At 64.0% G+C, this 25,752-nt stretch carries 20 protein-coding genes; 9 read left to right on the top strand and 11 right to left on the bottom strand.

The genetic code is table 11. From position 1 onward, the window contains the following. The 9 genes from solA to QMX82_RS14665 all read right to left on the bottom strand — a co-directional run. Window positions 1-1,105 (bottom strand): N-methyl-L-tryptophan oxidase (solA, locus tag QMX82_RS14625; protein WP_282284808.1); only part of this gene is annotated, 1,105 nt, incomplete at its 3' end. 299 nt (window positions 1,106-1,404) lie between these two features. Next, window positions 1,405-2,688 (bottom strand): C4-dicarboxylate TRAP transporter large permease protein DctM, encoded by a 1,284-nt coding sequence (dctM, locus tag QMX82_RS14630; RefSeq protein WP_282284810.1) that lies wholly within the window; start codon window positions 2,686-2,688, stop codon window positions 1,405-1,407. Next, window positions 2,685-3,326 carry a TRAP transporter small permease gene (locus QMX82_RS14635; RefSeq protein WP_208691134.1) on the bottom strand — a complete coding sequence of 214 codons (642 nt, stop codon included), beginning with the start codon at window positions 3,324-3,326 and terminating at the stop codon, window positions 2,685-2,687. The genes dctM and QMX82_RS14635 overlap by 4 nt, the downstream gene beginning before the upstream one ends. Window positions 3,327-3,382: 56 nt before the next feature. After that, complete coding sequence (locus QMX82_RS14640; protein ID WP_282284813.1) at window positions 3,383-4,384, bottom strand: TRAP transporter substrate-binding protein; 1,002 nt, start codon at window positions 4,382-4,384, stop codon at window positions 3,383-3,385. A gap of 72 nt (window positions 4,385-4,456) precedes the next feature. After that, window positions 4,457-5,338: an HpcH/HpaI aldolase/citrate lyase family protein gene (locus tag QMX82_RS14645; RefSeq protein WP_282284815.1), complete on the bottom strand. Its 882-nt coding sequence runs from the start codon at window positions 5,336-5,338 to the stop codon at window positions 4,457-4,459. Then, window positions 5,335-6,534: a CaiB/BaiF CoA transferase family protein gene (locus tag QMX82_RS14650; protein ID WP_208691132.1), complete on the bottom strand. Its 1,200-nt coding sequence runs from the start codon at window positions 6,532-6,534 to the stop codon at window positions 5,335-5,337. The genes QMX82_RS14645 and QMX82_RS14650 overlap by 4 nt, the downstream gene beginning before the upstream one ends. 16 nt (window positions 6,535-6,550) lie before the next feature. Next, a complete protein-coding gene (locus QMX82_RS14655; protein WP_282284817.1) occupies window positions 6,551-7,900 on the bottom strand; it encodes an MmgE/PrpD family protein in 1,350 nt (449 codons plus the stop codon). Between the two features lie 10 nt (window positions 7,901-7,910). Then, window positions 7,911-9,074 carry an acyl-CoA dehydrogenase family protein gene (locus QMX82_RS14660; RefSeq protein WP_410003684.1) on the bottom strand — a complete coding sequence of 388 codons (1,164 nt, stop codon included), beginning with the start codon at window positions 9,072-9,074 and terminating at the stop codon, window positions 7,911-7,913. 36 nt (window positions 9,075-9,110) lie between these two features. Further along, window positions 9,111-9,938 carry an FAS1-like dehydratase domain-containing protein gene (locus QMX82_RS14665; RefSeq protein ID WP_282284819.1) on the bottom strand — a complete coding sequence of 276 codons (828 nt, stop codon included), beginning with the start codon at window positions 9,936-9,938 and terminating at the stop codon, window positions 9,111-9,113. A gap of 127 nt (window positions 9,939-10,065) precedes the next feature. Between QMX82_RS14665 and QMX82_RS14670 the strand changes: the two genes are divergently transcribed. Then, entirely contained in the window at window positions 10,066-10,980 is a 915-nt protein-coding gene (locus tag QMX82_RS14670) for a LysR substrate-binding domain-containing protein (RefSeq protein ID WP_282284821.1), read from the top strand. Window positions 10,981-11,193: 213 nt separating this feature from the next. On the opposite strand, the gene QMX82_RS14675 is transcribed toward QMX82_RS14670, so the two are convergent. Next, window positions 11,194-12,189, bottom strand: coding sequence for a fatty acid desaturase (locus QMX82_RS14675; RefSeq protein WP_282284823.1), 996 nt, complete (start codon window positions 12,187-12,189; stop codon window positions 11,194-11,196). 676 nt (window positions 12,190-12,865) lie between these two features. On the opposite strand from QMX82_RS14675, the gene QMX82_RS14680 reads away from it, so the two are divergent. Together QMX82_RS14680 and QMX82_RS14685 are read left to right on the top strand one after the other, a co-directional pair. Further along, on the top strand, window positions 12,866-14,089 hold the full coding sequence (locus tag QMX82_RS14680) for an acyl-CoA dehydrogenase family protein (protein WP_282284825.1): 1,224 nt from the start codon (window positions 12,866-12,868) through the stop codon (window positions 14,087-14,089). 102 nt (window positions 14,090-14,191) lie between these two features. Next, complete coding sequence (locus QMX82_RS14685) at window positions 14,192-14,326, top strand: hypothetical protein (protein ID WP_256664572.1); 135 nt, start codon at window positions 14,192-14,194, stop codon at window positions 14,324-14,326. Window positions 14,327-14,526: 200 nt separating this feature from the next. On the opposite strand, the gene QMX82_RS14690 is transcribed toward QMX82_RS14685, so the two are convergent. Then, window positions 14,527-14,898 carry a response regulator gene (locus QMX82_RS14690; RefSeq protein ID WP_108581805.1) on the bottom strand — a complete coding sequence of 124 codons (372 nt, stop codon included), beginning with the start codon at window positions 14,896-14,898 and terminating at the stop codon, window positions 14,527-14,529. A gap of 334 nt (window positions 14,899-15,232) precedes the next feature. Here QMX82_RS14690 and QMX82_RS14695 point away from each other — a divergent pair, with 334 nt between their 5' ends. The 6 genes from QMX82_RS14695 to QMX82_RS14720 all read left to right on the top strand — a co-directional run bounded on the left by QMX82_RS14695 (window position 15,233) and on the right by QMX82_RS14720 (window position 25,601). Continuing rightward, the gene (locus tag QMX82_RS14695) at window positions 15,233-16,354 is read left to right on the top strand and encodes a mechanosensitive ion channel family protein (protein ID WP_282284831.1); all 1,122 of its coding nucleotides are present in this window, start codon (window positions 15,233-15,235) and stop codon (window positions 16,352-16,354) included. 346 nt (window positions 16,355-16,700) lie between these two features. Continuing rightward, entirely contained in the window at window positions 16,701-18,284 is a 1,584-nt protein-coding gene (glgA, locus tag QMX82_RS14700) for a glycogen synthase GlgA (RefSeq protein WP_261793836.1), read from the top strand. 159 nt (window positions 18,285-18,443) lie between these two features. Beyond that, the gene (gene treZ / locus QMX82_RS14705) at window positions 18,444-20,249 is read left to right on the top strand and encodes a malto-oligosyltrehalose trehalohydrolase (protein WP_282284834.1); all 1,806 of its coding nucleotides are present in this window, start codon (window positions 18,444-18,446) and stop codon (window positions 20,247-20,249) included. Continuing rightward, entirely contained in the window at window positions 20,246-22,312 is a 2,067-nt protein-coding gene (gene malQ, locus QMX82_RS14710) for a 4-alpha-glucanotransferase (protein WP_282284835.1), read from the top strand. Before treZ ends, malQ begins: the two co-directional genes overlap by 4 nt. Beyond that, window positions 22,309-25,116 carry a malto-oligosyltrehalose synthase gene (gene treY, locus QMX82_RS14715; protein WP_282284836.1) on the top strand — a complete coding sequence of 936 codons (2,808 nt, stop codon included), beginning with the start codon at window positions 22,309-22,311 and terminating at the stop codon, window positions 25,114-25,116. Before malQ ends, treY begins: the two co-directional genes overlap by 4 nt. Continuing rightward, window positions 25,113-25,601 carry a DUF2934 domain-containing protein gene (locus tag QMX82_RS14720; protein WP_282284837.1) on the top strand — a complete coding sequence of 163 codons (489 nt, stop codon included), beginning with the start codon at window positions 25,113-25,115 and terminating at the stop codon, window positions 25,599-25,601. The genes treY and QMX82_RS14720 overlap by 4 nt, the downstream gene beginning before the upstream one ends. Window positions 25,602-25,752 lie beyond the last annotated feature (151 nt).

Here is a 25,752-nt window from a genome sequence, read left to right on the forward strand (position 1 = left end):
GGGCGAGCGCCTCGCCCAGCGCGGCCGAATGCTTGAAGCCATGTCCCGAACAGGCACTCACCACGGTCACACCCGGCAGCGTCGGATGCTCGTCAACGATAAAGCCGAAGTCCGGTGTCACGGTGTAAGCGCAGACCGCGCTATGCACCGCCCGGCCTGAAAGACCGTCAATCCACCTCCCCACTTGATGACTGAACAGTCTGCTCGATTCTTCAGGGAGAATGGATTTCTCAATTCCTATAGGGGTGGTATTATTCTGGTATTGCTCCGTGGCGACCTTTACCGCATTTTCCCCAGGCAGAGGTGGAAAGCCGTAGAAGAGATCGCTGTCGCCACGGCCATGGGCGAGGATGAAGCTCGGTGAATCCGCCGGAAACAATTCGGGCCTGGCGACTTCGAACCAGTGCAGGCTCTGACGGCAGACGCGCAGCAGCCGGTCGAAAGGTGTGCCCAGCAGTTCAGCGCTCCACATGCCGGCGGCGACGATGACCCGCTTCGCCCGCCAGCGGCCTTGTGCCGAATGCAGCAGTACGCCCTGCTCGTCAGTCTCCAGGCGTTCGATGGCGGTATCGGTATGGATCTGGGCACCCCGCTCGCGTGCCACGTCCAGTTGCGCCTGGATACAGGCTTCCGGATAGAGGTAACCCCCACCTGGTTCGAAATAGCCCAGCGCGTCTTCCGCTACCTGGAATTGCGGAAACCGCTGGCGAATGGCGGCGCCATCCCAGGCCTCATGAGGGATCCCGTACTGGCGCGCCAGCTCCAGGGTGGCCTGGGTGAAATCCGGGCGACCGTGATGAGAGGTTGCCGTCGCGGTGGCAGTCATGATCAGCACGCCGCACTGTTCGAACAGGCTGACACCCTGCTCCGCCTCCAGCTCGCGCCAGAGTTGCTGCGAGCGGATCGCCAAGGGCACGTAGGCTGCGCCCTCGCCCACCGCCTGGCGAGTAATGCGCGTCGCGCCGTGGCTGGAGCCCAGCTCATGGGGCGGTGCATAGCGATCGATGCCTGCGACCTTCACGCCACGCCTGGCCAATTGGTAAAGCGTGGCCGCGCCCATGGCGCCCAGGCCCAGGACAATGACGTCATGAGTTGCGTTGGTCATCTTATCTCCCTGCCTTCTTCGCTTATTGAGCAGCGAACGCTAGCAAGACGAGCGGCCCAGGACCAAGCGCGGAGTCAGAGATGGGCGGTCATCGTCTCCATGACATGTTCGTGCAAGAGGAATCGAAGGGTGGCAGCTCGGTTTTTACAGGGGTGGTATTAAACGGGGTTCAATTCAGGGGCCACATAGCGACAACGACGGTCTTGGCCGATCGCTCCGTACATGGCGCCGCCTCAACCACTGGGTGAAGAGTCCGATCGCAAGTCGTCGGACGCTTCGCCCAGTCACCCTCCTCTGCCTCAGGTCATGCCCAACCAATTCGGCAAGGCCAGGGACAGATAAGGCACGTAGGTCACCAGGATGAGGAAGGCCAGCATCACCAGCAGCCAGGGGGCGACGGCCTTGATGGTGGTGGTCAGCGGCATCCCGGTCACCGCTGAAGTGACGAACAGATTGAGTCCTGTCGGCGGTGTGATCAGTCCGATCTCCATGTTGACCACCATGATGATCCCCAGGTGGATAGGATCGATCCCGAGTTCGACCGCAATGGGGAACAGGATGGGCGCCAGGATCAGGATGATCGCCGAAGGCTCCATGAAGGTGCCCGCGATCAGCAGCACGATGTTCACCACGATCAGGAACTCCACCGGCGAGAAGCCCTGGGCCACGACCCACCCCGTGATCGATTGGGGGATCTGTTCGGTGGTCAGCACATGAGCGAACAGCATGGCGTTGGCGATGATGAACATCAGCACCACGGTCAACTTGCCCGCATCGATCAGCACCCGGTGGCACTCTCTCAGCTTCATGTCCTTGTGCACGAAGACCGCGACGATGGCTGCATAGATCGCCGATACCGCCGCCGCTTCCGTGGGGGTGAACATGCCCGAGTAGATGCCGCCGAGGATGATCACGATGAGCATGAGGCCCCAGATGGCACGACGACCAGTGCGCAACACCTCCTTGAAGGACGCGCGTGGCAGTGCCGGGATATTCTTGATCCGGGCGATGACGTAGATCGTCACCATCAACACCAGCCCCAGCAGCAGCCCCGGCACCACCCCCGCCATGAACAGCTTGCCCACCGAGGATTCGGTGGCCGTGGCATAGACCACCATGACGATGGAGGGCGGAATCAGGATGCCCAGGGTGCCGGCATTGCAGACGATGCCGGCGGCGAATTCGCGCTTGTAGCCCGAACGCACCATGCCGGCGATGACGATGGAGCCCACCGCGGCAACGGTGGCTGGCGACGATCCGCAGAGGGCGGCGAACAGCATGCAGGCGAGGATCGCGGCGATGGCCAGCCCGCCCCTGATGTGGCCGACGCAGGCGTTGGCGAATTCGATCAGGCGATGGGCCACGCCCCCGGTGGTCATGAAGGCTCCGGCCAGCACAAAGAACGGAATGGCCATCAGGGTGTAGTGCTCGCTGGTTTCGAACAGCTTGATGGCCAGCGAGCGGACCGAGTCGTTGCTGAACAGCAGGATGGTGAGCGCGCCGGAAAGCCCCAGGGAAATGGCTACCGGAATGCCGATGAACATCAGGACGAAAAGCGCCAGGAACAGAAAGGTGATAGTCATGGCTGGCGCTCCGTGCCCTGGTGTCCGTCGACGAGTTTGAGAGCGTCCTCGGCTTCGCTGTGTCCGCCGAACCCGCTTTGCTCGTTACGGAGAATGCGCAGGAACACCTCGACGAAGCGGATCAACATGAGCGCGAAGCCGATCGGCACGATCATGACGATGTTCCACTGGCGCACACCGAAGCGGTCGAGATCTTCGGCACCGATGTTGGCGGTCATCAGGGCCGATACCCACTGCTGACTGGAATAGGTCATCAACCCGCAGTAGAGGATGCAGATGCCTACCGCCAGCAAGGCGACCGACCTGCGTAGCGCGGGCGGAAAGGCCTTGACCAGCAGATCGACCCCGAGGTGGGCGCCGATGCGCACGCCCCAGGCCAGTCCGATGAAGATCAGCCAACCGAACACGGCCTTGGCCAGGGCAACGCTCCAGGTCATTTCCTGGGAGACGAAGAGAATGCCATCGCCGATGGCGAAGAGGGGTTTTTCCAGAAAGGGAAGGTGATCGGCGAAATAATAGAAAACGGCGTAAACGTTGTTGACCACCACGTAGAAGAAGGTGATCAGGGTCATGACCGCCAGCAGGAAGGCGACGAGCGCCTCCTCTAACCGGCCCCAAAGACGTGTCACGGCGGACATAAGAACCTCCGACAACAGCTGACAGGGGGCGAAAGAAAGGAGCGCTCGTGGCTTTTTTAGCTAGCCTTGTTGGCGTCAACGGCCGCCTTGATCACCTCGCTGCCAATCTCTCCCTCGAACTGTTTCCACACCGGCTGCATGGCCTTGCGCCAGTCTTCGCGTTGCGCGGGAGTCAGTTCGATGATTTCGCTGGTACCGGCCTTGGCGATGGCGCCACGCGCCTCGTCGTTGAGGGCCTGAGCCTGGCGGTTCACCTCGACAGAGACATCGGCCATTACCTTGCTCAACTCGCTGCGGACATCCTCGGGCAGGCCCTGCCAGAACTTGGTATTGGTGATCACCATGTAGTCGATCAGGCCGTGGTTGGTCTCGGTGAAGTAAGGCTGAACCTCATAGACCTTCTGGCTGTAGTAGTTGGACCAGGTGTTCTCGGTACCGTTGACGACCCCGGTCTGCAAGCCCTGATACACCTCGGCGAAGCTCATCTTGCGCGGCACGGCACGCAGTGCCTTGAATTGCTCATCGAGGACCGCCGAGGCCTGGACGCGGAATTTCAAGCCGCGGGCATCCTTGGGTTCACGCAGCGGCTTGTTCGCCGACAGCACCTTGAGCCCGTTGTGCCAGTAGGCCAGCCCGGTGATGCCCTTGCCTTCCATGCTGGTCAGCAACGCCTTGCCCTGGGGGCCGGCTTGGAAGCGATCGACCGCGGCCATGTTGTCGAACAGGAAGGGCAGATCGAAGACCTGCACGGCCTTGGCGTAGTGCTCGAACTTGGCCAGCGAGGGCGCCAGCATCTGGACATCGCCCAGCAGCAGGGCCTCCATCTCCTTGCCGTCGCCAAACAACGAGGAGTTGGGATAGACCTCGACCTTCACCCGGCCGGGCAGGCGTTCCTCTGCCAGCTTCTTGAATAGCACCGCGCCCTGCCCCTTGGGTGTGTGCTCGGCGACCACATGGGCGAATTTGATGGTAATCGGGGCGTCATCTGCAGCATGCAGCGAACCGGCGAAGGAAAACACGGTGGCACAGAACAGCGTCTTGATAGTCAACGTGGGCATGGCGACACCTCATCTTGTTTTTGTAATCAGGTCGGGTTTATTAAACGCGCCCCCTCCGTGGGGTGGAATTCATCATTGCCCAACACCGCCTTCAGCTCTGCCTAACACCGGAGCACCTGTTTGCAGACGCCTCAGCAGTCGTTGAGCCCGCCCGATGACGGGTGCATCGATCATTTTCCCGTCGACGACGAAGACCCCGACGTCGCCTTGACTCGCCGCGATCACCTGCCGCGCCCAGTCGATTTCCGCTGGCGTCGGCCGCAGGCTGTCATGTACCACGGCGACCTGGCGGGGATGGATGCACAACAGGCCGCCGAAGCCCTGGTCACGCGCACTGGCGGTGGCTGTCGCCAGACCGGCCAGGTCATCGATGGCGGGAAAGACGCTGTCCAGCGGTGCGGGCAGCCCGGCCAGTCGGCCTTCCAGCAAGAGTAGAAAGCGCGCCTGATCCAGCAGCCGTTCGGCTGCCGCCGTACCGCTTTCCAGACCGAGATCCAGGCCCATATCCAGACCACCGAGCACCAGGCGCTCCACTCCGGCAGCCCCGGCGATCTCCTTGAGTCGATCCAGCCCCCGGGCGCTCTCGATGATCGGCCAGACGGGCTTGCTCGTCTCGGCATGGACGCGCTGGACCTGGGCGGCGCTTTCCGCCTTGGGCAGGACGATCCCGAGCACCTGTCCCAGACGTTGGCACAGCGCCAGGTCGTCGCCGTGCGCCGAGTGAGCGGCGGCGTTGATCCGTATCCAGACCCGCAAGGCAGGCGCGGCGAGCAACGCCTGTTCGAGGGCGCCGCGTGCCGACGTCTTGGCGGCTTCAGCGACCGCATCCTCCAGGTCCACGATCACTACATCGGCACCGCTGGCCACGGCCTTGGCGATTCGCTCCGGACGAGTCGCCGGGACGAACAGGGCCGAGCGAGGATCAGCAGCCATGCGGCTGGCGGTAGGGGTCATAGCGCACCTCGCTGGCGCAGCGCGTCCAGCGCGACGGGGTCATAGCCCAGCTCCCGCAACACTGCTTCGGTGTGCTCGCCCAGCGCCGGGACCGGATCCATCCGCGGCTCGAAGGCACTGTTGCTCGCCGGCGGCAACAAGGCGGGCAAGGGACCGGCCGGACTGTCGACTTCACGCCAGCGATCGCGCTCACGCAACTGGGGATGCGCCCAGACGGCGGCCATGTCATTCACCTGGGCATTGGCGATCTGCGCCCGCTCCAGGCGGGCGATGACCTCTTCGGTCTTGAGCCGGGCGAACGCCTCGACGATCAGGTCGCGCAGCACGCCGCGGTTCGCCGAGCGTTTGAAGTTGGCGGAAAATCGCGGATCGGTAACCAGTTCCGGTTGCACCAGCACCTGCTCACAGAAGAGCTGCCACTCCCGCTCATTCTGCAGGCCCAGCATCACCGTGCCGCCATCGCCTGCGGGAAAGGGCCCGTAGGGATAGATGGTGGAGTGGGCGGCGCCGGCACGCGCGGGGGCCGGCATGCCGGCGTAGGCGTAATACAGCGGATAGCCCATCCACTCCACCAGGCTCTCCAGCATGCTGACCTCGACGCGACTGCCCTCCCCCGTCCGCTCACGCAACAGCAGCGCCGACAGGATGCCACTGTAGGCATACATGCCGGCTGCGATATCGGCGATCGAGCAGCCGGCTTTGGCCAGCTGGTCATCGTCTGGCCCCCCTGTCACCGAGAGAAAACCTGCCTCGCTCTGAATCAGCAGGTCGTAGGCTTTCTTGCGTTCATAGCTGCCACCGCCGCCATAGCCGGACACGTCGCAGACGATCAGCCGGGGAAAGCGTTCGTGCAGCGCCTCGAAGCCCAGCCCCAGCCGATTCGCCGCGCCCGGCGCCAGGTTCTGCAACAGGACATCCGCCCCGGCGAGCAGCTTGTCCAGTACGGCCAGGGCGTCATCCTGCTTGAGATCCAGGGCCACGCTCTCCTTGGAACGATTGGTCCAGACGAAGTGGGAGGCGAGTCCGGCGACACGTTCGTCGTAGCCCCGAGCGAAATCGCCACTGCCTGGCCGCTCGATCTTGATCACCCGGGCGCCCAGGTCGGCCAGCTGCCGGGAGCAGAACGGGGCCGCGATCGCGTGTTCGAGACTCACGACCGTGATGCCATCCAGAGGACGGGGTTTTTCGACAGCCATCTTGGTTCACTCCGGGTCAGGTGAAGCAATAGAGATCCACGCACTCGTGCAGCCGCCAGGCCTGGGCGATCAGGGCCTCGGCCTCGGCGGGTGGGCGTTTGCCGGCGAAGGCGACCAGCCGGCGGAACTTGTCTTCCAATTCGGCCCTGTCGAGGGTATTGCCGGGATCACCCTTGGGTTCGTCGATACGTCCTTGCAGAACGGCGCCCTGGCGGGTTGTCACCTCGACTCTTCCCAGCCAACGCTGGGGATAGGCGGCGTCGACCTCGGGGTCCAGCCGCATGCCGACTCGCGCGCGGAAGGCCGCGACCGCGGGATCGTTCAGCGCGGAATTCGCGAATTCGCCCAGTTGCGCCTTGCCATGGACGGCGATCAGGCCCAGCACCGTGCCCATGGAAAATTTCGCCTGATGCACGGTCCGCGGCACGTCCACGCGCCCGAGCACGTCCAGGGCGCCCTGGTGAACTCGTGCTGTCACCCGGGCAATGTCGTCTGGCGCCAGGCGCTCGCGCCGCATCAGATCCAACAGGGCATCGGCAGCAGGATGGGTATGCCGACAGGACGCGTGGAACTTGAAGGAGGTTTCCAGCAAGGCCCAGCGCTGCCCCAGGCAATCGCTCAGGCGGCGGGCGTCGGCGTCACTGGAAAGGCCGGCGGCCATTCCCTGCTCGCCTTCCAGGATGTTGCGCGCACCGGTCAGCCCCTGCGCCGTGAGATAGGCCGCCAGCAGTCCGTCCCCCGCTGCCTTGGCGGTATGCAGCTGCTTGGAATCCGCCGCGTCCCGCAGGAACTCCCAGAGCCCCGCCGCCTGGGTGCCCGCGTTGCCAAGCACCTGGATGAACTGCTCCCGGTCGAAGCCCAGCAACTTGCCCACCGCCACCGCCGCGGCCAGGGTGCCGACGGTGGCCGTGGTGTGGAAGATCCGATAGTGCGAGCGCCCGAGGAATTCACCGATGCGGATGCCCGCCTCATAGCCGGCGACCGCGGCGACGATCAGTTCCTGTCCGCTCTTTCCCAGGTCCTGGGCGGCGGCCAGTGCGGCGGAAAAGACCACCGTCGCCGGATGCAGCACCGAGCTGTTGTGCAGATCATCCTGCTCCACCAGATGAGAGGCGGCGCCGTTGACCAGCGCGGCAAAGTAGGGCGAGGTGCCGTAGGGCGCGACGAGTACCCGGGCACGCCCCTCGCGGGGGCCCATGGCCTGCGCATAGGCATGGAACAGCGGTATGGGATGGCTGCCATCGCTGGCCAGTGCGGAGCCCAGCCAGTCGAGAAACAGCTCTTCGGTCCGAGTGACGACGCTGGCTGGCAGATCCGCATAGGCCAGCTCGCCGAGATAGGCCGCCAGACGTTCGGTATGGGTCATGGAAGTCACCCTAGAACGAGCGCGGCAATTCGAGCAGGTGCTCGGCCACGTAGGAAAGAATGAGGTTGGTGGAGATGGGCGCCACCTGGTACAGGCGCGTCTCGCGAAACTTGCGCTCGACGTCGTACTCGGTGGCGAAGCCAAAGCCACCGTGCGTCTGCAGACAGGCGTTGGCCGCCTCCCAGCTGGCCTTGGCCGCCAGGTACTTGGCCATGTTGGCCGCCGCGCCGGCGTTCTCGCCGCGGTCGTACAGATCGCAGGCGTGCCAGCGCATGAGGTCGGCGGCCTCGATCTCGATATGGGCTTCGGCGATGGGAAACTGCACGCCCTGGTTCTGCCCGATGGGGCGACCGAATACCACCCGGTCGCGGGCATAGTGACTGGCCTTCTCGACAAACCAGCGGCCATCGCCAATGCATTCCGCGGCGATCAGGGTGCGCTCGGCATTGAGCCCATCGAGGATGTAGCGGAAACCCTTGCCTTCCTCCCCGATGAGGTTGCTGGCGGGAATTTCCAGCTCGTCGAAGAACAGCTCGTTGGTCTCGTGATTGACCATGTTGGGGATGGGCCGAACCGTGAGCCCCTTGCCGATGGCCTCACGCAGATCCACCAGAAAGATCGACATACCTTCGGACTTGCGCTGGACGGCCTCCAGGGGTGTGGTCCGCGCCAGCAGGATCATCAGATCGGAATGCTGCACCCGGGAGATCCACACCTTCTGCCCATTGATCACATAGCGATCGCCCTTGCGCACCGCCGTGGTCTTGATCTTGGTGGTGTCGGTGCCGGTGGTGGGCTCGGTGACGCCCATGGACTGGAGTCGCAGTTCGCCGCTGGCCAGCCGTGGCAGATAGCTGTTCTTCTGCTCTTCGCTGCCATTCCGCAGCAGGGTGAACATGTTGTACATCTGCCCGTGGATGGTGCCGGAGTTGCCCCCGCAGCGGTTCACCTCCTCCAGGATGATGGACGCCTCGGCCAGGCCCAGCCCCGAGCCACCATAGGCCTCCGGAATCATCGCGGACAGCCAGCCTGCCGCGGTCATCGCCTGGACGAAGTCCTGGGGAAAACCCTTCTGCTCATCGATTCGGCGCCAGTATTCGGCCGGAAAACCTGCGCAGAGGCCACGGACACCGTCGCGAATGGCGGCGAATTCTTCTAGTCGTTCGTCCAGCATGGGAGTTTCCCTCTTGTCGTTATAGGGGCACCGCTGTCACTCGAAACGCAACTGAGCCACCTGGGCGGCACCGTCGCCATTTCCGGCCCACAGCTCCGCCTCGCCGGGCGCGATGACTTGACCACTGAGCGTGAAGGGAGCGGGCGCGATCAGCGGACGCACGCCGCGATAACTGAATTGCCGTATCCGCGCGGTGGGATGGGCGCGACAAAAGCTGCGCAGCAACAGCGTCGCTATGAGCGGGCCATGGACGACCAGACCGGCATAGCCTTCCTGTTGGGTCGCGTAGGGCCAGTCGTAGTGGATGCGATGACCATTGAAGGTCACCGCCGAATAGCGGAACAGCAACGTGGGCTCGGGCACCACCGACTCCGCCCAGCCGCCGAGTGCGATGGCTTCGCCGCTGCCGGCCTTGGGCGCTCCGGGCTCGCGATAGACCAGGTCCTGCTCTTCGCGCAGTACCAGTTCGTCGCGCTGGAAATAGCGATGCTCGACGGTCACGAACAGCAGGCTGCCGCTGCGGCCCGCCTTCTCCTCGACGCGCAGCAGGGTCGAAAGGCAACGAGCCTGCTCGTCAACGCGCAGTTCGCCGAGAAACTCCAGGCGTCCGCCTGCCCACATGCGATTACGCCCTTCCGCCGGCGGCAGGAAGGTGCCTCGCGCCGCGTGACCATCGGGCCCGAGCTGGGCACCTGCCACGGGATTATCGAAGAAGGCCCAGTGCCAGAGCGGCGGCAGCGCCTCGCCTGCAGCCAACGGCGGTTCGTCGAAGGTATGGGCGATACGCGCAACTTGGCGTTGACCCAGGAACTCCTGGGTTTCGCGCGTTCGACCCACCCAGGCTTCGGCCGGCGTAGTGTTCATGTCGTCTGGCTCCCGTCATTAGGCTCTCAACCAGCTTGAGGGGAGTTGTTTCGTTCTGTGAATTTACATTTGCGTAAGCCGGCATTCGGCTAGGCTGAACGCCAAAAGACGTACCGAGTACAAGAGCATGCATTTCGACCTGCCTGACCTGCGGCTCTTCATCCATATCGCCGAATCGCCCAGCCTGACCCAGGGCGCACGCCGGGCCGCCCTCTCACCGGCAGCTGCCAGCGCCCGGATAAAGGCCCTCGAAAGCCAATTCGGCATCCGCTTGCTATACCGTGACAGCCGCGGCGTGGAGCTCACGCCAGCGGGTCAGCGTCTGCTGCAACATGCCCGCCTGGTTATGCGCCAAGTCGACTTTCTCAAAGGTGAATTCACCGACTACCGCAGCGATGCCAGCGGACATATCCGTATCTTCGCCAACACCACAGCGGTTACCGAGTTTCTCCCGGGGCTGCTGGCCGGCTATCTCGCCGACCGCCCCGGCGTGACGGTGGATCTGCAGGAGCGTCTCAATCGTGACATCGTCAGGGGGGTCATCGACGGGGCAGCGGATCTGGGCATCACCGCCGGGCTGATCGAGGCCAGCAATCTGCAGATCCTGCCCTACAGCATGGACCGCCTGACGCTGGTCGTGCCGACCGATCATGCCTTGGCGAGCCAGCCCCAGGTCACCTTGCGTGAAACCCTGGACTACCAGCACATCTGTCTGCGCGAGGGCACCAGCCTGCTGAATTTCCTGCGGGATCAGGTGGAGCGTCTCGGCGCCACCCTGAATCTGCGTATCCAGCTCTCCAGTTTCGAGGCCGTGTGCCGCATGGTCGAAGCCAAGGTGGGCATCGGCATCCTGCCCGAATCCGCCGCCCAGCATCACGGCAAAAGCATGGCCATCAGGACGGTACGACTCGAAGAGCCCTGGGCCCTGCGCGAGCGAAATATCCTGGTCAGGGATCTGGAGGCGCTGCCGGAAAGCGTCCGCGCCTTGGTCAGGCTGTTGCAGCAATCAGCCAAACGCGAAGTAAACCGGGAACACGCCTGACGAGGCGATTCCGGAAACCATCCTTTTCGACTACACCCCTGTCTAGTGAAGCCGGAGCGCTCCCAAGTTGCGCATCACTTCGTCTGCAGTCCAACGCCGGTATTCGGTTCGATCATGACGACCATGGCGTCTTGATCGTGGCTGGTCCCTTCGCCGTTGAGTGCTGCAGCAGAGGAGTCGAAGAAGGCTGAATGGCTTTCTATAGGGGTGGTATTATTTGGTGATGAGAACTATGGCAAACGGCCGTCTGCCAACCGGCGTACCCGCTGCTTGCGCTTGAGGATGCAGAGGCACATCCACGGGTCGCCAGGCAAAACGGCGGCCCAAGTCGCGATAGCCGGAAAACAGGAAGCCACCACTGCGGACCTGGTAGGCACGGCGCCTGGCTCGATAGACCCGTGGAATGAAATACCAGGGCAAGCCCGGCAGATCGTGGTGAACCAGGTGCAGGGTGTTGTTGAGAAATAGCCAGCGCAGCGCCCCACCGCTTTCGTTGAGTACGCATCTTTGCGCAGGGTCCAGCGCCGGACGATGCTCGTAGAAAGATCGGATCAGCGCCATGGCCAGCGCCGGCCAGGCTACCCCCAGCACATAGACCCCCAGCGGCATGCCAGACAGCCAGTGGATCGCCAGGAGCAAGCCTGCACACAGCGCCAGATGAATCAGCCAGACGCGCAGCACACCCCGCTCCCCGCGCCACCCGCGGCGTACTTCGAGCTCCAGCATGCCGTGCAGCGACAGGATCGGGCCTACCAGGAGCCGACCGATCAGGGTCTTGTCTATCCAGAGCAACGCACGTCCGACCTGCCCTCGCCGCTCCCAGAGTTCGCCATCGACATAACGGCTCTCGGGATCGAGGGTCGGATCGGTGAGGTTCTCGCGCCGATGGTGCGCCAGATGGCTGTCGCGATAGAGCGGAAAGGGAAACCAGAGGCCGAGGGGCGGATAGGCGAGCAAGGCATTCACCCCGGGCCGGCGCGTTGGATGGCCATGAATCAACTCGTGTTGCAGGGACTGATGCAGCACCACCAGGATCGTCAGCGGCGGCAGGATCCAGAAACCTAGTAGCGGCCACGCCCAGACGAGCGTCAGCCAGCCGGCGTAGACACCGACGATCAGCCCCCAGGTTGGCCATTCATTTCGACCGGTGGCGGTTTGCAGGAGCAACTTGATCAGGCGGCGGTGCCGCGCATCGAGATAGACAGTCACCGCAGGGTCCTGATAACGAGAAATCAACGCCGACCCTAGGGAAAAACAAGAGAGAAGCCAAATAACGTTAAGGCATTACCTCATGAAAAAGACGTTATTCCACCACCTCGCTCCTGATAACTTCGCCTGATTGAACGCCTTGTCTAAGCCATCTCCTACGTCTTACCTTACATAGCATAATATCTGAAAAATCATAAGCTTATAAGAAAACATCGATCAGGCAGCTCAACTGTTGCGTGAGCAACACCTGCATCGAAGATCCGTTAAAGACATATCCTTAGCAGCTTTGAAGATTGGCGGCGCTCTTGAGCGCTCATCTAGACTTCCGCCAACTTTCACGTACTGCAAAGTTCGCCATGCCGCCGTTTGATAAAACCCTCCTGCCTGCTCCGTCCGCTCGAACTCCAAAGGTGAAGTTCGATGCCGGGCTGGAAGTGTTCGACGTGCCCAGGCCCCCTCGGCTATCGAGGCTGACGCCCCTGAGTCGAATCGGACCGGCAACGCGCACCCGATACGTTTTTAGCGCACGGGTATCCCTCGTGGGTGCCTTGAGCCGTCGCCTGGTGGCGGCAAGGGTGCTGATCGGCTGCACCCGAGCCGCCCATACCGAGCTGGCTCGTCTTGGGCTCGCGTTTCCCGACTCTCTGCTGACACGACCAGAAGGATCTTCTCTTCCATGAGCATCATTTCCGCAGGCTGGGGCGCCGGCCCTTCCGCGCGTCACGCCGAACTCTCGGCCCGCTTTCAGCCGCTGTTCCAGCGCATTCGCGCGGGCGCCATAGAACGCGAGGTACAGCGGCGACTGCCGGTCGAAGAATTGGCCTGGCTGAAGGCGGCCGGTGTCACCGCCTTGCGGTTGCCGGTCGAGCATGGCGGCGCGGGCGTCACCCTGCCGGAACTGTTTGCCCTGCTCATCGAACTGGGCGAGGCCGATTCCAATCTGGTGCAGGCGCTGCGCGGTCACATGGGCTTTGTCGAAGGCTTGCTCAACAGCGATGACCAGGCACGTCGCAGCCGCTGGTTTGCCCGTATCGCCGCGGGTGAAACCCTGGGTCCGGCCTCCAGCGAGGTCGGCGATGCCCGGCGGGCCGAATTCAGTACCCGCCTGCGTCGGGAAGGTGACACCCTGCTGCTTTCGGGCACCAAGTTCTATACCACGGGTTCGCTCTATGCGGACTGGATCGACGTGGGCGCCACCGATGACGCCGGCAATCGCGTCATGGCGACCATCCGCCGCGACGCTCCCGGCGTGGCAGTGGTGGATGACTGGAATGGCTTCGGCCAGACGCTGACCGCCAGCGGCACGGCCACCTTCACCAATGTCCGGGTAGCGCCTGGGGACGTGGTTACGGTAGGCGAGCGCTTCCGCTATTCGCCGGGCTTCTTCCAGGTCTTCCACCTCGCCAACCTGGCGGGCATGGGGCGGGCCATGAGCAGCGAGGTAGCGGCCGCGGTCGCCGCTCGCACCCGCACCTTCACCATTGGTAATGCCGACCGGGTCAGCCAGGATCCACAGGTATTGGCCGTGGTAGGCCAGGTACGCAGCGCCGCCTACTGCGCCGGGGTGATCGCCCTGAAGAATGCCGAGGCGCTGCAGCGCGTGCATGACCTCAGGCAGGCGGATGACCAGGCGGCCGAGGATCGCGCGGTGGAACTGGCCGAACTGGAGGTCTGCCAGTCGCTCAACGTGGTTACGGACCTGATCATCGACGCCTCCGGACGCCTCTTCGACGCTCTGGGCGCCTCGGCCACGCTGAGACCCCAGGGACTGGATCGCTTCTGGCGCAATGCCCGTACCCTCGCCTCCCATAATCCGCGCATCTACAAGGATCGCATCGTCGGCGACTTCGCGGTCAACGGCACGCCGCCACCACCGCAGTGGAAGATCGGCGTCGCCTAGGGGCCGAAGCGGTTGGAAATGCCGACGAGAGCCGCCCTACCCCGCTGTTCGCCGCCCCCGGCGATGCTTTAAGCTCGCCGGCTTTCCTCCTGGAGCGGTGTCATGGAAAGGTCGCGCAGCAATCGTCAGGCCGTATGGAAGGCTATCAAGGATCCACGCTTCATCCCCGTCGCCGTGGCGGCGGTGTGCATCGTGCTGTTCTTCGTCCTGGGGCTGGTCGACGTCCTGGGCAACTGATCGCCCCGCTGAGACGCTGGCCTGTCCCCGCCGCGGGATGAGCCACCACCGCGGAGGGCGCGGCCCGTGCGGGCTATTACCTGGATGGTTTTTCCGGGACAGAGGCCTTGCGCCAGGTTGGCCAACCAGCAAACCAGGTGAAGGTATGAACTGCAGAAAGCGCGAAAAGCGGCCTGGAGCCAGGCCGCGGAGGACAGCAATCAGCCTTTGCGCTGATTGAGGAAGCGGAAGCAGCCGGCCAGCAGATCATCGAAGCGCCAGGGCTTGGGCAGATAGTAGATATCCGGGGCGCGTTCGGGCTGAAGCTCTTCGAAATAACCCGAGGAGACGATGATGGGCAGACCCGGCAGCTGCTGCTTGACGCGGCGCGCCAGCTCCAGACCGTCGATGACACCCGGCATGCGGACATCGGTGATCAGCAGATCCGGCGTCGGACGCGCACTCGACAGGTATTCCCAGGCTTGGTCCGCGGTACCGAAGGTGTGCACCTGAAAGCCTTCGCCTTCGAGCACCTCTTCCATCAGCCCGAGCAACATGTTCTCGTCTTCGACAACCACTACCACTGGCTTCATAAATCCGTCTCGATCTCCGCAGGTCCGCCATCTGACTGGACGTGTCTCGTTGGGGCGCGAAGTCTACTCCTATCCTGCGTCCGCTGCGCGGTCTCCTCTGAGCTTAGACGCGAGGTGCGACATCCTGCCCCACTGACCGACAGAAAAGTCTGCCAGGAGCCGAATGTGCTTTTTCCATCAGGGGTGGTATTACCAAGCAGAGCGTTTTGCCAGGTTCTCAGGGAACCGTGGCGGTGCCTCTCAGTCGGAAAACAGGTATCTCGAAAGGCTCCCCGCGATTCCGACGCGTCAGCTTTTCAGGATCCCGGGGAGCCGTCTGCCTGAGGAAATGCGCATGACGGCCATCGACTGGACAGGTTGGCTCAACGCCCCCTGGATCACCACGCTGATCGCGGCGGGGGTCGCCCTGCTGATCAGCAGCATCCTCCTGATAGTGGCGTTTGCGGCCATCCGTCGGCTGGCCAATCCCTTTTTGCTGGCGCGCAACCTGGTGAAGTACGTCGAGAAGCCGGCGCGGCTGGCGGTCCCTCTGGTGGTGTTGCAAGGTGTCTGGAATTCCGCACCCGATGCCCTGCCACTGTTGCGTGCGGTACAGCACCTCACCGGCCTGCTGAGCATCGCTGCCTTCACCTGGCTGGGTCTCAGGGCGGTCAAGGCCGTCGGAGCCACCATCGCCCTGCGCAATCCCGTGGATGTGGTGGACAACCTGCGGGCACGGCGTATCCAGACGCAGAATCGGGTGCTGGTACGCAGCCTCAGCTTCATCGTGCTGCTGGTGGGTATCGCCCTGATGCTGATGACCTTCCCCGCTGTTCGCCAGGTCGGTGCCAGCCTGCTCGCCTCCGCCGGTGTCGCCGGTCTGGTCGCGGGTATCGCCGCGCGCCCGGTGCTGGGCAATCTCATCGCCGGACTGCAGATCGCCGTGACACAGCCTATTCGGCTAGACGACGTGGTCATCGTCGAAGGGGAATGGGGCCGGGTGGAAGAGATCACCGGCACCTATGTGGTGGTCCGCATCTGGGACGACCGTCGCCTGGTGGTTCCCCTGCAGTACTTCATCGAGACCCCCTTCCAGAACTGGACGCGCTCATCTTCCAGCCTGATCGGTTCAGTCTTCATATGGGTTGACTATTCCCTGCCCCTGGCGCCGATCCGCACCGAATTGGAACGCGCCTGTGCCGAGGTGCCCCATTTATGGGACGAGCGTGTCTGCGTGCTGCAGGTGACCGATGCATCCCATGATTCGATCCAGATCCGGGTGCTGGTGAGCTCGGGCGATTCCTCGAAGAACTGGGACCTGCGCTGCTTCGTGCGGGAACGGCTGATCACCTACATCAATCGTGAGTTTCCCCTCTGCCTGCCCAAGCTGCGAACCGAACTGGGACGTCGCGATGTGCTTCCCACACCACAATCCGACGAAAGGCACGAACCGGTCGTACGCCAGCCAGAAGTCTGATTTATCGGCTAATTGTCTCGATCAGGCGGCCATTAAGCGGTTCACCTGCAGCAAATTTCTTAGCGCACCAAGAGTGAGCGCCAGCTTTTGGGCATGTATTTGGCAATACGAAGCAGGACCGCAACATTCGCGCAGGAAACTTGTGACGTTGTCCGAGAGTCAGTGCGAGAGCAATCTGGAATTCCGCGAAGCAGTTCTCGCCCAAATCCAGACATCTCAGAAGAGATGACCGGCAAAAAGGCTGTAGCAGCTCGGCTGTAGGCGTTTTTGAACCAGGAGCATCGAGCTTCAGGAAGAAGCAATCAGGTAAACCTCAGTCTCGAACTTGCTGCATTGGGAGCGCACCATGGCAAATGCCGTCGTGGGGAAATTTGGGGCTCTGGAGCCCGTTGAAACTGCCACTCTTTCCACCAGATCCAGCTCTCCTCGCAAGCGCACGGATGAGCCTCAGCTGACGCTGAGCTCCGTTGTCGAAAGCCGCAAACGCATCCTTTTCGTGACCCCGGAAATTTCCGACTTCGTCAAGGCCGGTGGCCTGGGCGAGGTTTCGGGCGCCCTGCCGCGCGCCCTCGCCGCCTCCCATGACGTCCGGGTACTGATCCCCGGCTACCGTCAGGTGATGGCCGCGATCAAGGACCGTGTGCAGATGGTCGGCCGCATCGCCGCCCGTGCCGCCATGCCCGCCTGTGACATCGGTCGCGTCAATCTGGACGACGGGCTGGTCGTCTATGTATTGATCTGTCCCGAGCTGTACGAGCGCTCGGGCAATCCCTACGGCGACCTGAACGGCGCCGACTGGGCCGACAATCACATCCGTTTCGGTCGTCTGGCCAGCGCCGCCGCCGACTTCGCCCTGGGCGACGCCTCGATTCGCTGGGTGCCGGACCTGCTGCACCTCAACGACTGGCAGACCGGCCTCGCTGCCGGCTACCTGCGTTGGAAGGGTGCCAGCACCCCTTGCCTGACCACCATCCACAACCTGGCCTACCAGGGCCTGTTTCCCGCCTCGGTCATGGCCGACCTGGACATCCCCGCCCATGCCTTCCAGATGGAAGGTCTCGAGTTCTGGGGCAAGGTCTCCTTTCTCAAGGCCGGTCTGGTCTATGCCGACCACATCACCACGGTCAGCCACACCTATGCCCACGAGATCACCACCCCGGAATTCGGCTGCGGCCTGGAAGGGCTGCTGCAGGTCAAGGCTCGTCAGGGCAAGCTGACCGGCCTGCTCAATGGCATCGACGATGGCTGGAGCGCCTGCAGCGATCCGCATCTGTGCCAGCAGTTCCACGAATCCGACTGGGATGGCAAGGCGGTCAACGCTGCGCGCATTCGCGAGGAATTCGGCCTTGAGCCGTCCAACGGTCCGCTGTTCGCGGTGGTCTCGCGCCTGGTTCAGCAGAAAGGCATCGACCTGACCATCCAGGCCGCCGATCACATCGTTGCCCGCGGCGGCCAGCTGATGGTCATCGGCTGTGGCGAGCCGCACATCGAGCGTCAGGTGCGGGCCCTGGCCCTGCGCTACCCTGGCCGTGTCAGTGCCCACATCGGCTTCTGCGAAACCGAGGCGCGGCGCATGTATGCCGGTAGCGACTTCCTGCTGATGCCCTCGCGCTTCGAGCCCTGCGGCCTGAGCCAGATGTACGCCCAGCGTTTCGCCTCCCTGCCGATCGCCACGCGCACCGGCGGTCTGGCTGACAGCATAGAGGACGGCACCACCGGCTTCCTGTTCGCCCCGCTGTCGCTGGAAAACTACATCAGCGCCATCGACCGCGCCCTGGGTGTATTCGAACGTCAGGACCTGCTGCTGGCCATGCGTCACCGCGCCATGCAGGGCCCCTTCTTCTGGTCCGAATGCGCCAAGCCCTACGCCTCGCTGTACCTCGACCTGCTCCAGGCCACCGCGCACCAGGAGCGTCACGTCGGCGCCTGATGCCCGACGTGGCTACCAAGCGCTTTTCCTTCGCCAAAAGGCCGACGAAAAGCGCTATCCCCGCCCAACTTTGAGCAACTCTCACCGGTCATAACAGCAACTGCGGCCAACTGGGCCGCAGTGTCTTTTCTGCCGTCCGGCTTCGGGAGTTCTCTATCCATGACTGATATTTCGCGCGACGCAGCCGCGGTGACCGGGGGCTATGCCTGGCAAACCCGTGCCGGTGCCACCCTGGTGGGCAAGGACCGCACCCTCTTCCACTTCTGGGCACCCAGCGCCGATGCCGTTTCGGTGGTCCTGGAAGGTGGCATGACCCTCGCCATGGAAGCCGAGCAAGACGGCTGGTTCGCGGTCGAGGCGCAGTGCGGTGCCGGTACCCGTTATCGCTATCAGATCGGGGACCTGCTGGTCCCGGATCCCGCTTCCCGTGCCCAGGCCGGCGACGTGCACGAGCCGAGCATCGTCATCGATCCCACCACCTACCACTGGCAAAGCGTCGAGTGGCAGGGTCGCCCCTGGCACGAAAGCGTCATCTACGAAGTGCATGTCGGCACCCTGGGTGGCTTTTCCGGTGTCGAGAAGCTGGTCCCCCGCCTGGCCGCGCTGGGCGTCACCGCCATCGAGCTGATGCCGTTGTCGGAATTCCCCGGCGATCGCAACTGGGGCTATGACGGCGTCCTGCCTTATGCGGTGGAAGCCTCCTACGGCACCCCGGACGATCTCAAGTCGCTGATCGACACCGCCCACGGTCATGGCGTCATGGTCTACCTGGACGTGGTCTACAACCACTTCGGGCCGGACGGCAACTACCTGCACGCCTACGCCGAGCGCTTCTTCCGCGAAGACATCCATACGCCCTGGGGTGCCGCCATCGATTTCCGCCAGGACGCCGTGCGCCGCTACTTCATCGACAATGCCTTGATGTGGCTGATGGAGTACCGCTTCGACGGCCTGAGATTCGATGCGGTCCATGCCATCAACGACAAGGGCTTCCTCGAAGAGATGGCCGAGGAGATCCGCGGCACCGTCGAGCCGAGTCGCCACATCCACCTGATGCTGGAAAACGAAGACAACACCGCCACCCTGCTGGGCGGCAAGCACTACGACGCGCAGTGGGCGGACGACTGGCACAACGTCATCCATCCGATGCTGACCGACGAGAACGAAGGCTACTACCAGGACTTCACCGAGGACGCCACGGCCAAGCTGGTGCGCTGCCTGGGCGAAGGCTTCATCTACCAGGGCGAGCAGACCCGCCACGGCAAGGCCCGCGGGGAACCGAGCAATGACCTGCCGGCCTCGGCCTTCGTCATCTTCCTGCAGAACCACGATCAGGTCGGCAACCGCGCCTTCGGTGAGCGCCTGACCCGCCTGGCCCCGGAGCCGGCGCTGAAAGCCGCCACCGCGCTCTTGCTGCTCAGTCCGATGATTCCGCTGCTGTTCATCGGCGAGGAATGGGGCAGTCGCCAGCCCTTCCTGTTCTTCACCAGCCACAACGATGAACTGGCTGAACTGGTCCGCGAGGGTCGTCGTAACGAATTCAAGGACTTCGATTTCTTCACCAGCGAAGAGCATCGCCAGCAGATCCCCGATCCGAACGCGCTCAAGACCTTCGAGGACTCCAGGCCCAATTTCGGTGAAGCCGATCAGCCCGACCACGCCGCCTGGCTGGGGCTGTACCGCGAGCTGCTGGAGATCCGCCACCGCGAACTCTTCCCGCGTCTGGAAGGGGCCCGTCCCGCCGGCGCCGAAGCCCTGGCCGACCGCGCCGTGCGCGCGCGCTGGAGCCTTGCCGACGGCAGCCGCCTGACCATCGAGCTCAACCTCAGTGACAAGGCCGTACCGCTGGATGAGGCGCCTCAGGGCGAGTTGCTGCACAGCAGCGACGCCGCGGCAACGCCTGCCCGTCAGGACGGCACGCTGAGCGCGCATTCGGCACTGGTCTGGCTGGAGAAAAAGGCATGAGTGATGATCGTCTGGAACAACTGGCCGAGGCCGCCGGCATCGCCATCGAATGGACCGCCTACGACGGCCAGCGCCAACGGGTAAGGCCTGAGGCATTGCGCAAGCTGCTCAAGGCCATCGAATTGCCGGCGGACAGCGACGCCGATATCGACGCCAGTCTGCGCAAGCTCGCCGAGGTGGGCGACAAGCATCACTTGCCGCCGCTCATCACCGCGGTGGTCGACCAGCCGGTCGGTGCGCCGGACCAGTTCAAGCGCGGTCTTCGCTACCAGGTACAGCTGGAAGGCGGCGAGCGTCTGGACGGCCAGGTCGACGACCGCGGACAGCTGGCGCCGATCAGCGTCGCCGGTTATCACCAGGCCGAGGTCGATGGCGAAGCCCTGACCCTGGCCGTCGCGCCGGAACGCTGCTTCACCATCGCCGACGCCACCGGCAATGAACAGGCCCGTCTCTGGGGTCTGGCCGTGCAGCTCTACAGCCTCAGACGCGAAGGGGGCAGCGGCGCCGGCGATCTCCAGGGCCTGGTGCACTTCGCCAAGGCCGCCGGCGACAAAGGCGCCGACGCCCTGGCCATCAGCCCCTTGCACGCCATGTTCAGCGCCGATGGCAGCCGCTACAGCCCCTACTCGCCATCGAGTCGGGTGTTCTTCAATGTGCTCTATGCCGCGCCGGAGCTGGTCCTGGGTGCCGAGTCCGTACGCCAGGCCATGCAGCGCGCCGGTCTGCAGGCGGAAGCCGAGCGTCTGGAGCAGCTGGAGCTGATCGATTGGCCGGCGCTGGCCAAGCTGCGCCTGCGCCTGTTGCGCACCCTGCACCTGGATTTCCGCACCGCCGGCGGCGAGCTGCGGGAGCGTTTCGAGGCCTTCCGCCGCGACGGTGGCGAGGCGCTGGAAAACCATTGTCGCTTCGAAGCCCTGCATGCCTCCTTCACCCAGGGCGCTACCTCGCCGAGCTGGCAGCATTGGCCGCAGCAGTATCGCGACCCCAAGAACCCGGCCGTGGCCGAATTCGCCGAACGCCATGCCCAGGACGTGGAGTTCTACGCCTTCACCCAATGGCTGGCCAGCGAAGGACTGTCCGCGGCCCAGGCACAGTGCCGCGACGCGGGCATGAAGATCGGCCTGATCGCCGATATCGCCGTGGGCGCGGATGGTGGTGGCAGCCAGGCCTGGAGTCGGCAGGAAGAGTTGCTGGCCTCGGTTACCGTGGGTTGCCCACCGGACCTGCTCAACCAGAAAGGCCAGGGCTGGGGCATTTCCGCCTTCTCGCCCACCGGCATGGTCAAGCATGGCTTCCGCGCCTTCATCGAGATGCTCAGGGCTAACTTCGCCCATGCCGGCGGTGTGCGCATCGACCACGTAATGGGCCTGCAACGCCTCTGGCTGGTGCCCGAGGGCGCTTCGCCGGCCGACGGTGCCTATCTCTCCTACCCCATCGACGACCTGCTGCGACTGGTCGCCCTGGAATCCTGGCGTCATCGCTGCGTGGTCATGGGTGAAGACCTGGGGACGGTGCCCGAAGGCTTCCGCGAACGCCTGGCCGAGCGCGCCATCATGGGCATGCAGGTGCTGCTGTTCGAGCGAGATGGCAAGGCCTTCAAGCCCGCTGCGCAATGGTCGGACACAGCCATGGGCATGCCCACCACCCATGACCTGCCGACCCTTACCGGTTGGTGGCAGGGCCGCGATGCCGACTGGCAGGAGGAGCTGGGGCTGCTGCCCGATGGCACCTCGCGCCAGGACCGGCTCGACGAGCGGGCCGAGGATCGCCAATACCTGGCCAAGGTGCTGGAACTGGACGACCCCCGGGAAAGCAATGTCGAACAGGCGGTCGATGCCGCCATCGCCTTCATCGGCCGCACCCCGGCACCGCTGATCATCCTGCCGGTGGAAGACGCCCTGGGCCAGCTGGAGCAGGCCAACCTGCCCGGCACCACCAACGAACACCCCAATTGGCTGCGCCGCTGGGACAACCCGGCCGAGCGCCTGCTGAACGCTGCTACCCCTAAACGACGCCTGAGCGTGCTGAGCACTGCGCGTAATAATCCGGAGAACACTCGATGAGTCGCTTGCGCGCTACCGTACGCCTGCAGTTCCACAAGGACTTCACCTTCGACGATGCCCTGCCCCTGGTGGACTATTACGCCAAGCTGGGCATCAGCCACGTCTACGCCTCCCCCATCACCACTGCTCGTGCCGGCTCCGTGCACGGTTACGACGTGGTCGATCCGACCCGCGTCAATCCGGAGCTGGGTGGCGAAGAGGCACTGCGGCGCCTGGTCGCTCGCCTGCGCGAGCACGGCATGGGGCTGATCGCCGACTTCGTGCCCAACCACACCAACGTGGGCGGTTCGGAAAACGCCTGGTGGCTGGACATCCTCGAATGGGGTCGCCAGAGCCGCTATGCCGGCTTCTACGATATCAACTGGTACGGCCCCGACCCGGATCTGCAGGGCCAGGTGCTGCTGCCCTTCCTCGGTGACGCCTATGGCAACGTGCTGCAGGCCGGTGAACTCAAGCTGGTGTTCGATGCCGAGCAGGGCGCCTTCCGCGTGGAGTATTACGCCCACCACTTCCCCATCAATCCCGGTACCTACGGTCAGATCCTGCGCGAAAGCGATCTACCCCAGCTGAGCCTGTTCGCCGATGCCTTCTCGGCGCGTGCCAAGGATCTGCAAGAAGCCCGTGGCGCCCAGCGCCAGCTGGCGGATGCCGCCAAGGAGCCTTCGGTGGCCGCCGCCATCGCCAAAGCGATCGCCGCCTTCGACGGCAGCCAACCGGCCAATCAGGAGCGTCTGCACGCCCTGCTGGAAAGCCAGCACTATCGATTGGCCAGCTGGCGTACCGCATCGGACGACATCAACTGGCGGCGCTTCTTCGACATCACCGAGCTGGGTGGCCTGCGCATGGAACGCCACGAGGTGTTCGAGGAAACCCATTCGCTGATCTTCCGCCTGATTGGCGAAGGCCTGCTCGACGGGCTGCGCCTGGATCATATCGACGGCCTGGCCAATCCACGCGCCTATTGCCGCAAGCTGCGTCGCCGCGTGGATGACCTCTGCGCCAGTCGTGCCGGCGGTGCACCGGAAGATGGCTTCCCCATCTACATCGAGAAGATCCTCGCCGAGGGCGAAACACTCCGCGAAGGCTGGGGCATCGATGGCACCACCGGCTACGAATTCATGAACGAGGTTTCGGCGGTGCAACATGCTGCCAGCGGTGAAGCGCCCCTGCGTCGGTTCTGGGCCGAGCAGACCGGTCGTACCGAGGACTTCCTCGAAGAAGTGCGGGAAGCGCGGCGCCTGGTGCTGACCGGCGCGCTGTCCAGCGAATTCGAATCGGCGGTGCATACCCTGCACCTGCTGGCGCAACAGGACTGGCGCACCCGCGACACCAGCCAGGGCGCCATCCGCCGGGTGCTGCTGGAGCTGATCGTGCAATTCAAGGTCTATCGCACCTATGCCGGCGCGGCAGGATTCGTCGGCAACGATGCCCAGTGGTTCGATACCGCGCTGGAAGCTGCCCGCCCCCACGTCAGTGAGGCGGAGCAACCGCTGCTCGAACAGCTGCGCGCCTGGCTGGGTGGCGATGCCCCGCGGCACAAGCCCGTGGGCAGCGTGGCCCGGCGCGAACAGCGCCGGGCCATCACCAAGTTCCAGCAGCTTACCTCACCCATTGCCGCCAAGGCCGTGGAAGACACCGCCTGCTACCGCTCTGCGCCCTTGCTGTCGCGCAATGACGTGGGTTTCGATCCGCAGCATTTCGCCCAGCCGGTCAGTGCCTTCCACCAGGCCAGCGGTTGGCGCGCCGAGCACTTCCCGCGCAACATGCTCACCACCGCGACCCACGACCACAAGCGTGGCGAGGACACCCGCGCTCGCCTGGCGGTGGTCTCGGAACGTCCGGACGCCTACATCGCCCAGGCCACTCGCTGGATGGCGCAGGCCGCACCGCTGCGTGGCCAGTGGAACGACGCCCCGGCGCCGACGCCGGGCGATGAACTCATGCTCTACCAGACCCTGCTCGCCAGCTGGCCGCTGCATCTGCAGGCCGATGATCAGCAGGGTCTGGAGGCCTATCTGGAGCGGCTGCTGCAGTGGCAGGAAAAGGCCCTGCGCGAAGAGAAGCTGGAGTCCGACTGGTGGGCCCCGAACGGTGACTACGAGGCGGCCTGCAAGGCCTTTCTGGAAGGTCTGCTCACCGACGCCAACTATCGTGCCCTGCGCAGCGAGATCGTCACTGCGGTAGGCGAACTGGCGCCAGCGGGTGCCCTGAACGGCCTGGTGCAGATGCTGCTGCGCAATACTGCGCCCGGCGTGCCCGACCTCTACCAGGGTGGTGAATTCTGGGATTTCAGCCTGGTGGAGCCTGACAACCGTCGCGCCGTGGACTACGCCCCGCGGCAGCAGGCCCTGGCCAAGCAGGCCTCGGTCGATGCCGCCCTGGACGCCTGGCAGAACGGCGAGATCAAGCAACAGGTATTGGCTACCGTACTGCAACTGCGCAAGCAGCAGCCGCAGCTGTTCACCGAAGGTCGCTACCTGCCCCTGACCGTAGTGGGTGCTCATGCCGATCAGGTGCTGGCCTTCGCCCGTACCTGGGAGCAACAGGCGGTGATCGTCATCGTGCCGGTGCATGCCTCCGAACTGCTGGAGAACAGCGGAAAGCTGCGTTTTTCCGCAGCGGCTTGGCAGGACACCCGGATAAAACTCCCCGAAACCTTGTCCATGTACCGTTTTGGGGAAACTTTTGCCCCGACATCTGTCCATGACCAGAAGAAAGAGCTTTCTGTCGGCGAGGTTCTGGCACGTTTTCCGCTTGGATTGCTCAGCACACAAGACATCACTCAAGGAGCCGCACCGCAATGACCCAAAAAGACGAACGCATCCAGCAGCTCGCCTATCAGATCTGGGAGTCCGAAGGACGGCCGGCTCACGAACATGATCGCCACTGGGAGATGGCGACCCGACTGTACGAAGCCGAACAGGAAGGTGTGGCCAAGAAGACCGCGGCCAAGAAGCCCCGCGCGACCAAGGCTGAAGCCAGTGCGGAAAAGCCTGTCGCGAGCAAGGCCCGCACCACCGCCAAGACCAAGAGTGGCAGCGAGAAGGCGGCTACCGAAGGTGCAGCTGCCGGTGAGTCCGTGACCGAGAAGGTCGAGTCGGCCGCCAAGAAGGTCGCGACCAAGGTCAAGCAGGCGGTCAAGCCCAGCGCAGGCAAGGCCCCGGCCAGCAAGGCCAAGGCCGACACCAATGTCGAGGCTACCGGTGTAGGAGTGGCACCGGCCACGCCGAAGAAGCCGCGCGCTTCCCGCGCCAAGGCGACCACGGCCAAGCCCGCTGCGACCGAGTGATGTGATGTTCCGGCCTGGCCGTTCGGCCAGGCCTTCCCCCCGCCGCCTCGCTGCGGTGTTCGCGTGACCGTTTTTCTCCTGATTTTTCCTGAAAAAACAACGCTTTGTCGGTTAGCCATCAGGGCTCGGAACTGCGCTGCGCCGGGCCTTT

It is taken from the genome of Pseudomonas sp. PS02302, assembly GCF_029959585.1.
Lineage (GTDB): Bacteria > Pseudomonadota > Gammaproteobacteria > Pseudomonadales > Pseudomonadaceae > Chryseomonas > Chryseomonas aestiva.

Excerpts from the sequence above, each read along its gene's own strand:
- dctM (WP_282284810.1), bottom strand. The coding sequence starts at position 2,688 with ATGACTATCACCTTTCTGTTCCTGGCGCTTTTCGTCCTGATGTTCATC.
- QMX82_RS14635 (WP_208691134.1), bottom strand. The coding sequence starts at position 3,326 with ATGTCCGCCGTGACACGTCTTTGGGGCCGGTTAGAGGAGGCGCTCGTC.
- QMX82_RS14640 (WP_282284813.1), bottom strand. The coding sequence starts at position 4,384 with ATGCCCACGTTGACTATCAAGACGCTGTTCTGTGCCACCGTGTTTTCC.
- QMX82_RS14645 (WP_282284815.1), bottom strand. The coding sequence starts at position 5,338 with ATGACCCCTACCGCCAGCCGCATGGCTGCTGATCCTCGCTCGGCCCTG.
- QMX82_RS14650 (WP_208691132.1), bottom strand. The coding sequence starts at position 6,534 with ATGGCTGTCGAAAAACCCCGTCCTCTGGATGGCATCACGGTCGTGAGT.
- QMX82_RS14655 (WP_282284817.1), bottom strand. The coding sequence starts at position 7,900 with ATGACCCATACCGAACGTCTGGCGGCCTATCTCGGCGAGCTGGCCTAT.
- QMX82_RS14660 (WP_410003684.1), bottom strand. The coding sequence starts at position 9,074 with ATGCTGGACGAACGACTAGAAGAATTCGCCGCCATTCGCGACGGTGTC.
- QMX82_RS14665 (WP_282284819.1), bottom strand. The coding sequence starts at position 9,938 with ATGAACACTACGCCGGCCGAAGCCTGGGTGGGTCGAACGCGCGAAACC.
- QMX82_RS14670 (WP_282284821.1), top strand. The coding sequence starts at position 10,066 with ATGCATTTCGACCTGCCTGACCTGCGGCTCTTCATCCATATCGCCGAA.
- QMX82_RS14680 (WP_282284825.1), top strand. The coding sequence starts at position 12,866 with ATGAGCATCATTTCCGCAGGCTGGGGCGCCGGCCCTTCCGCGCGTCAC.
- QMX82_RS14685 (WP_256664572.1), top strand. The coding sequence starts at position 14,192 with ATGGAAAGGTCGCGCAGCAATCGTCAGGCCGTATGGAAGGCTATCAAG.
- QMX82_RS14690 (WP_108581805.1), bottom strand. The coding sequence starts at position 14,898 with ATGAAGCCAGTGGTAGTGGTTGTCGAAGACGAGAACATGTTGCTCGGG.
- QMX82_RS14695 (WP_282284831.1), top strand. The coding sequence starts at position 15,233 with ATGACGGCCATCGACTGGACAGGTTGGCTCAACGCCCCCTGGATCACC.
- glgA (WP_261793836.1), top strand. The coding sequence starts at position 16,701 with ATGGCAAATGCCGTCGTGGGGAAATTTGGGGCTCTGGAGCCCGTTGAA.
- treZ (WP_282284834.1), top strand. The coding sequence starts at position 18,444 with ATGACTGATATTTCGCGCGACGCAGCCGCGGTGACCGGGGGCTATGCC.
- malQ (WP_282284835.1), top strand. The coding sequence starts at position 20,246 with ATGAGTGATGATCGTCTGGAACAACTGGCCGAGGCCGCCGGCATCGCC.
- treY (WP_282284836.1), top strand. The coding sequence starts at position 22,309 with ATGAGTCGCTTGCGCGCTACCGTACGCCTGCAGTTCCACAAGGACTTC.
- QMX82_RS14720 (WP_282284837.1), top strand. The coding sequence starts at position 25,113 with ATGACCCAAAAAGACGAACGCATCCAGCAGCTCGCCTATCAGATCTGG.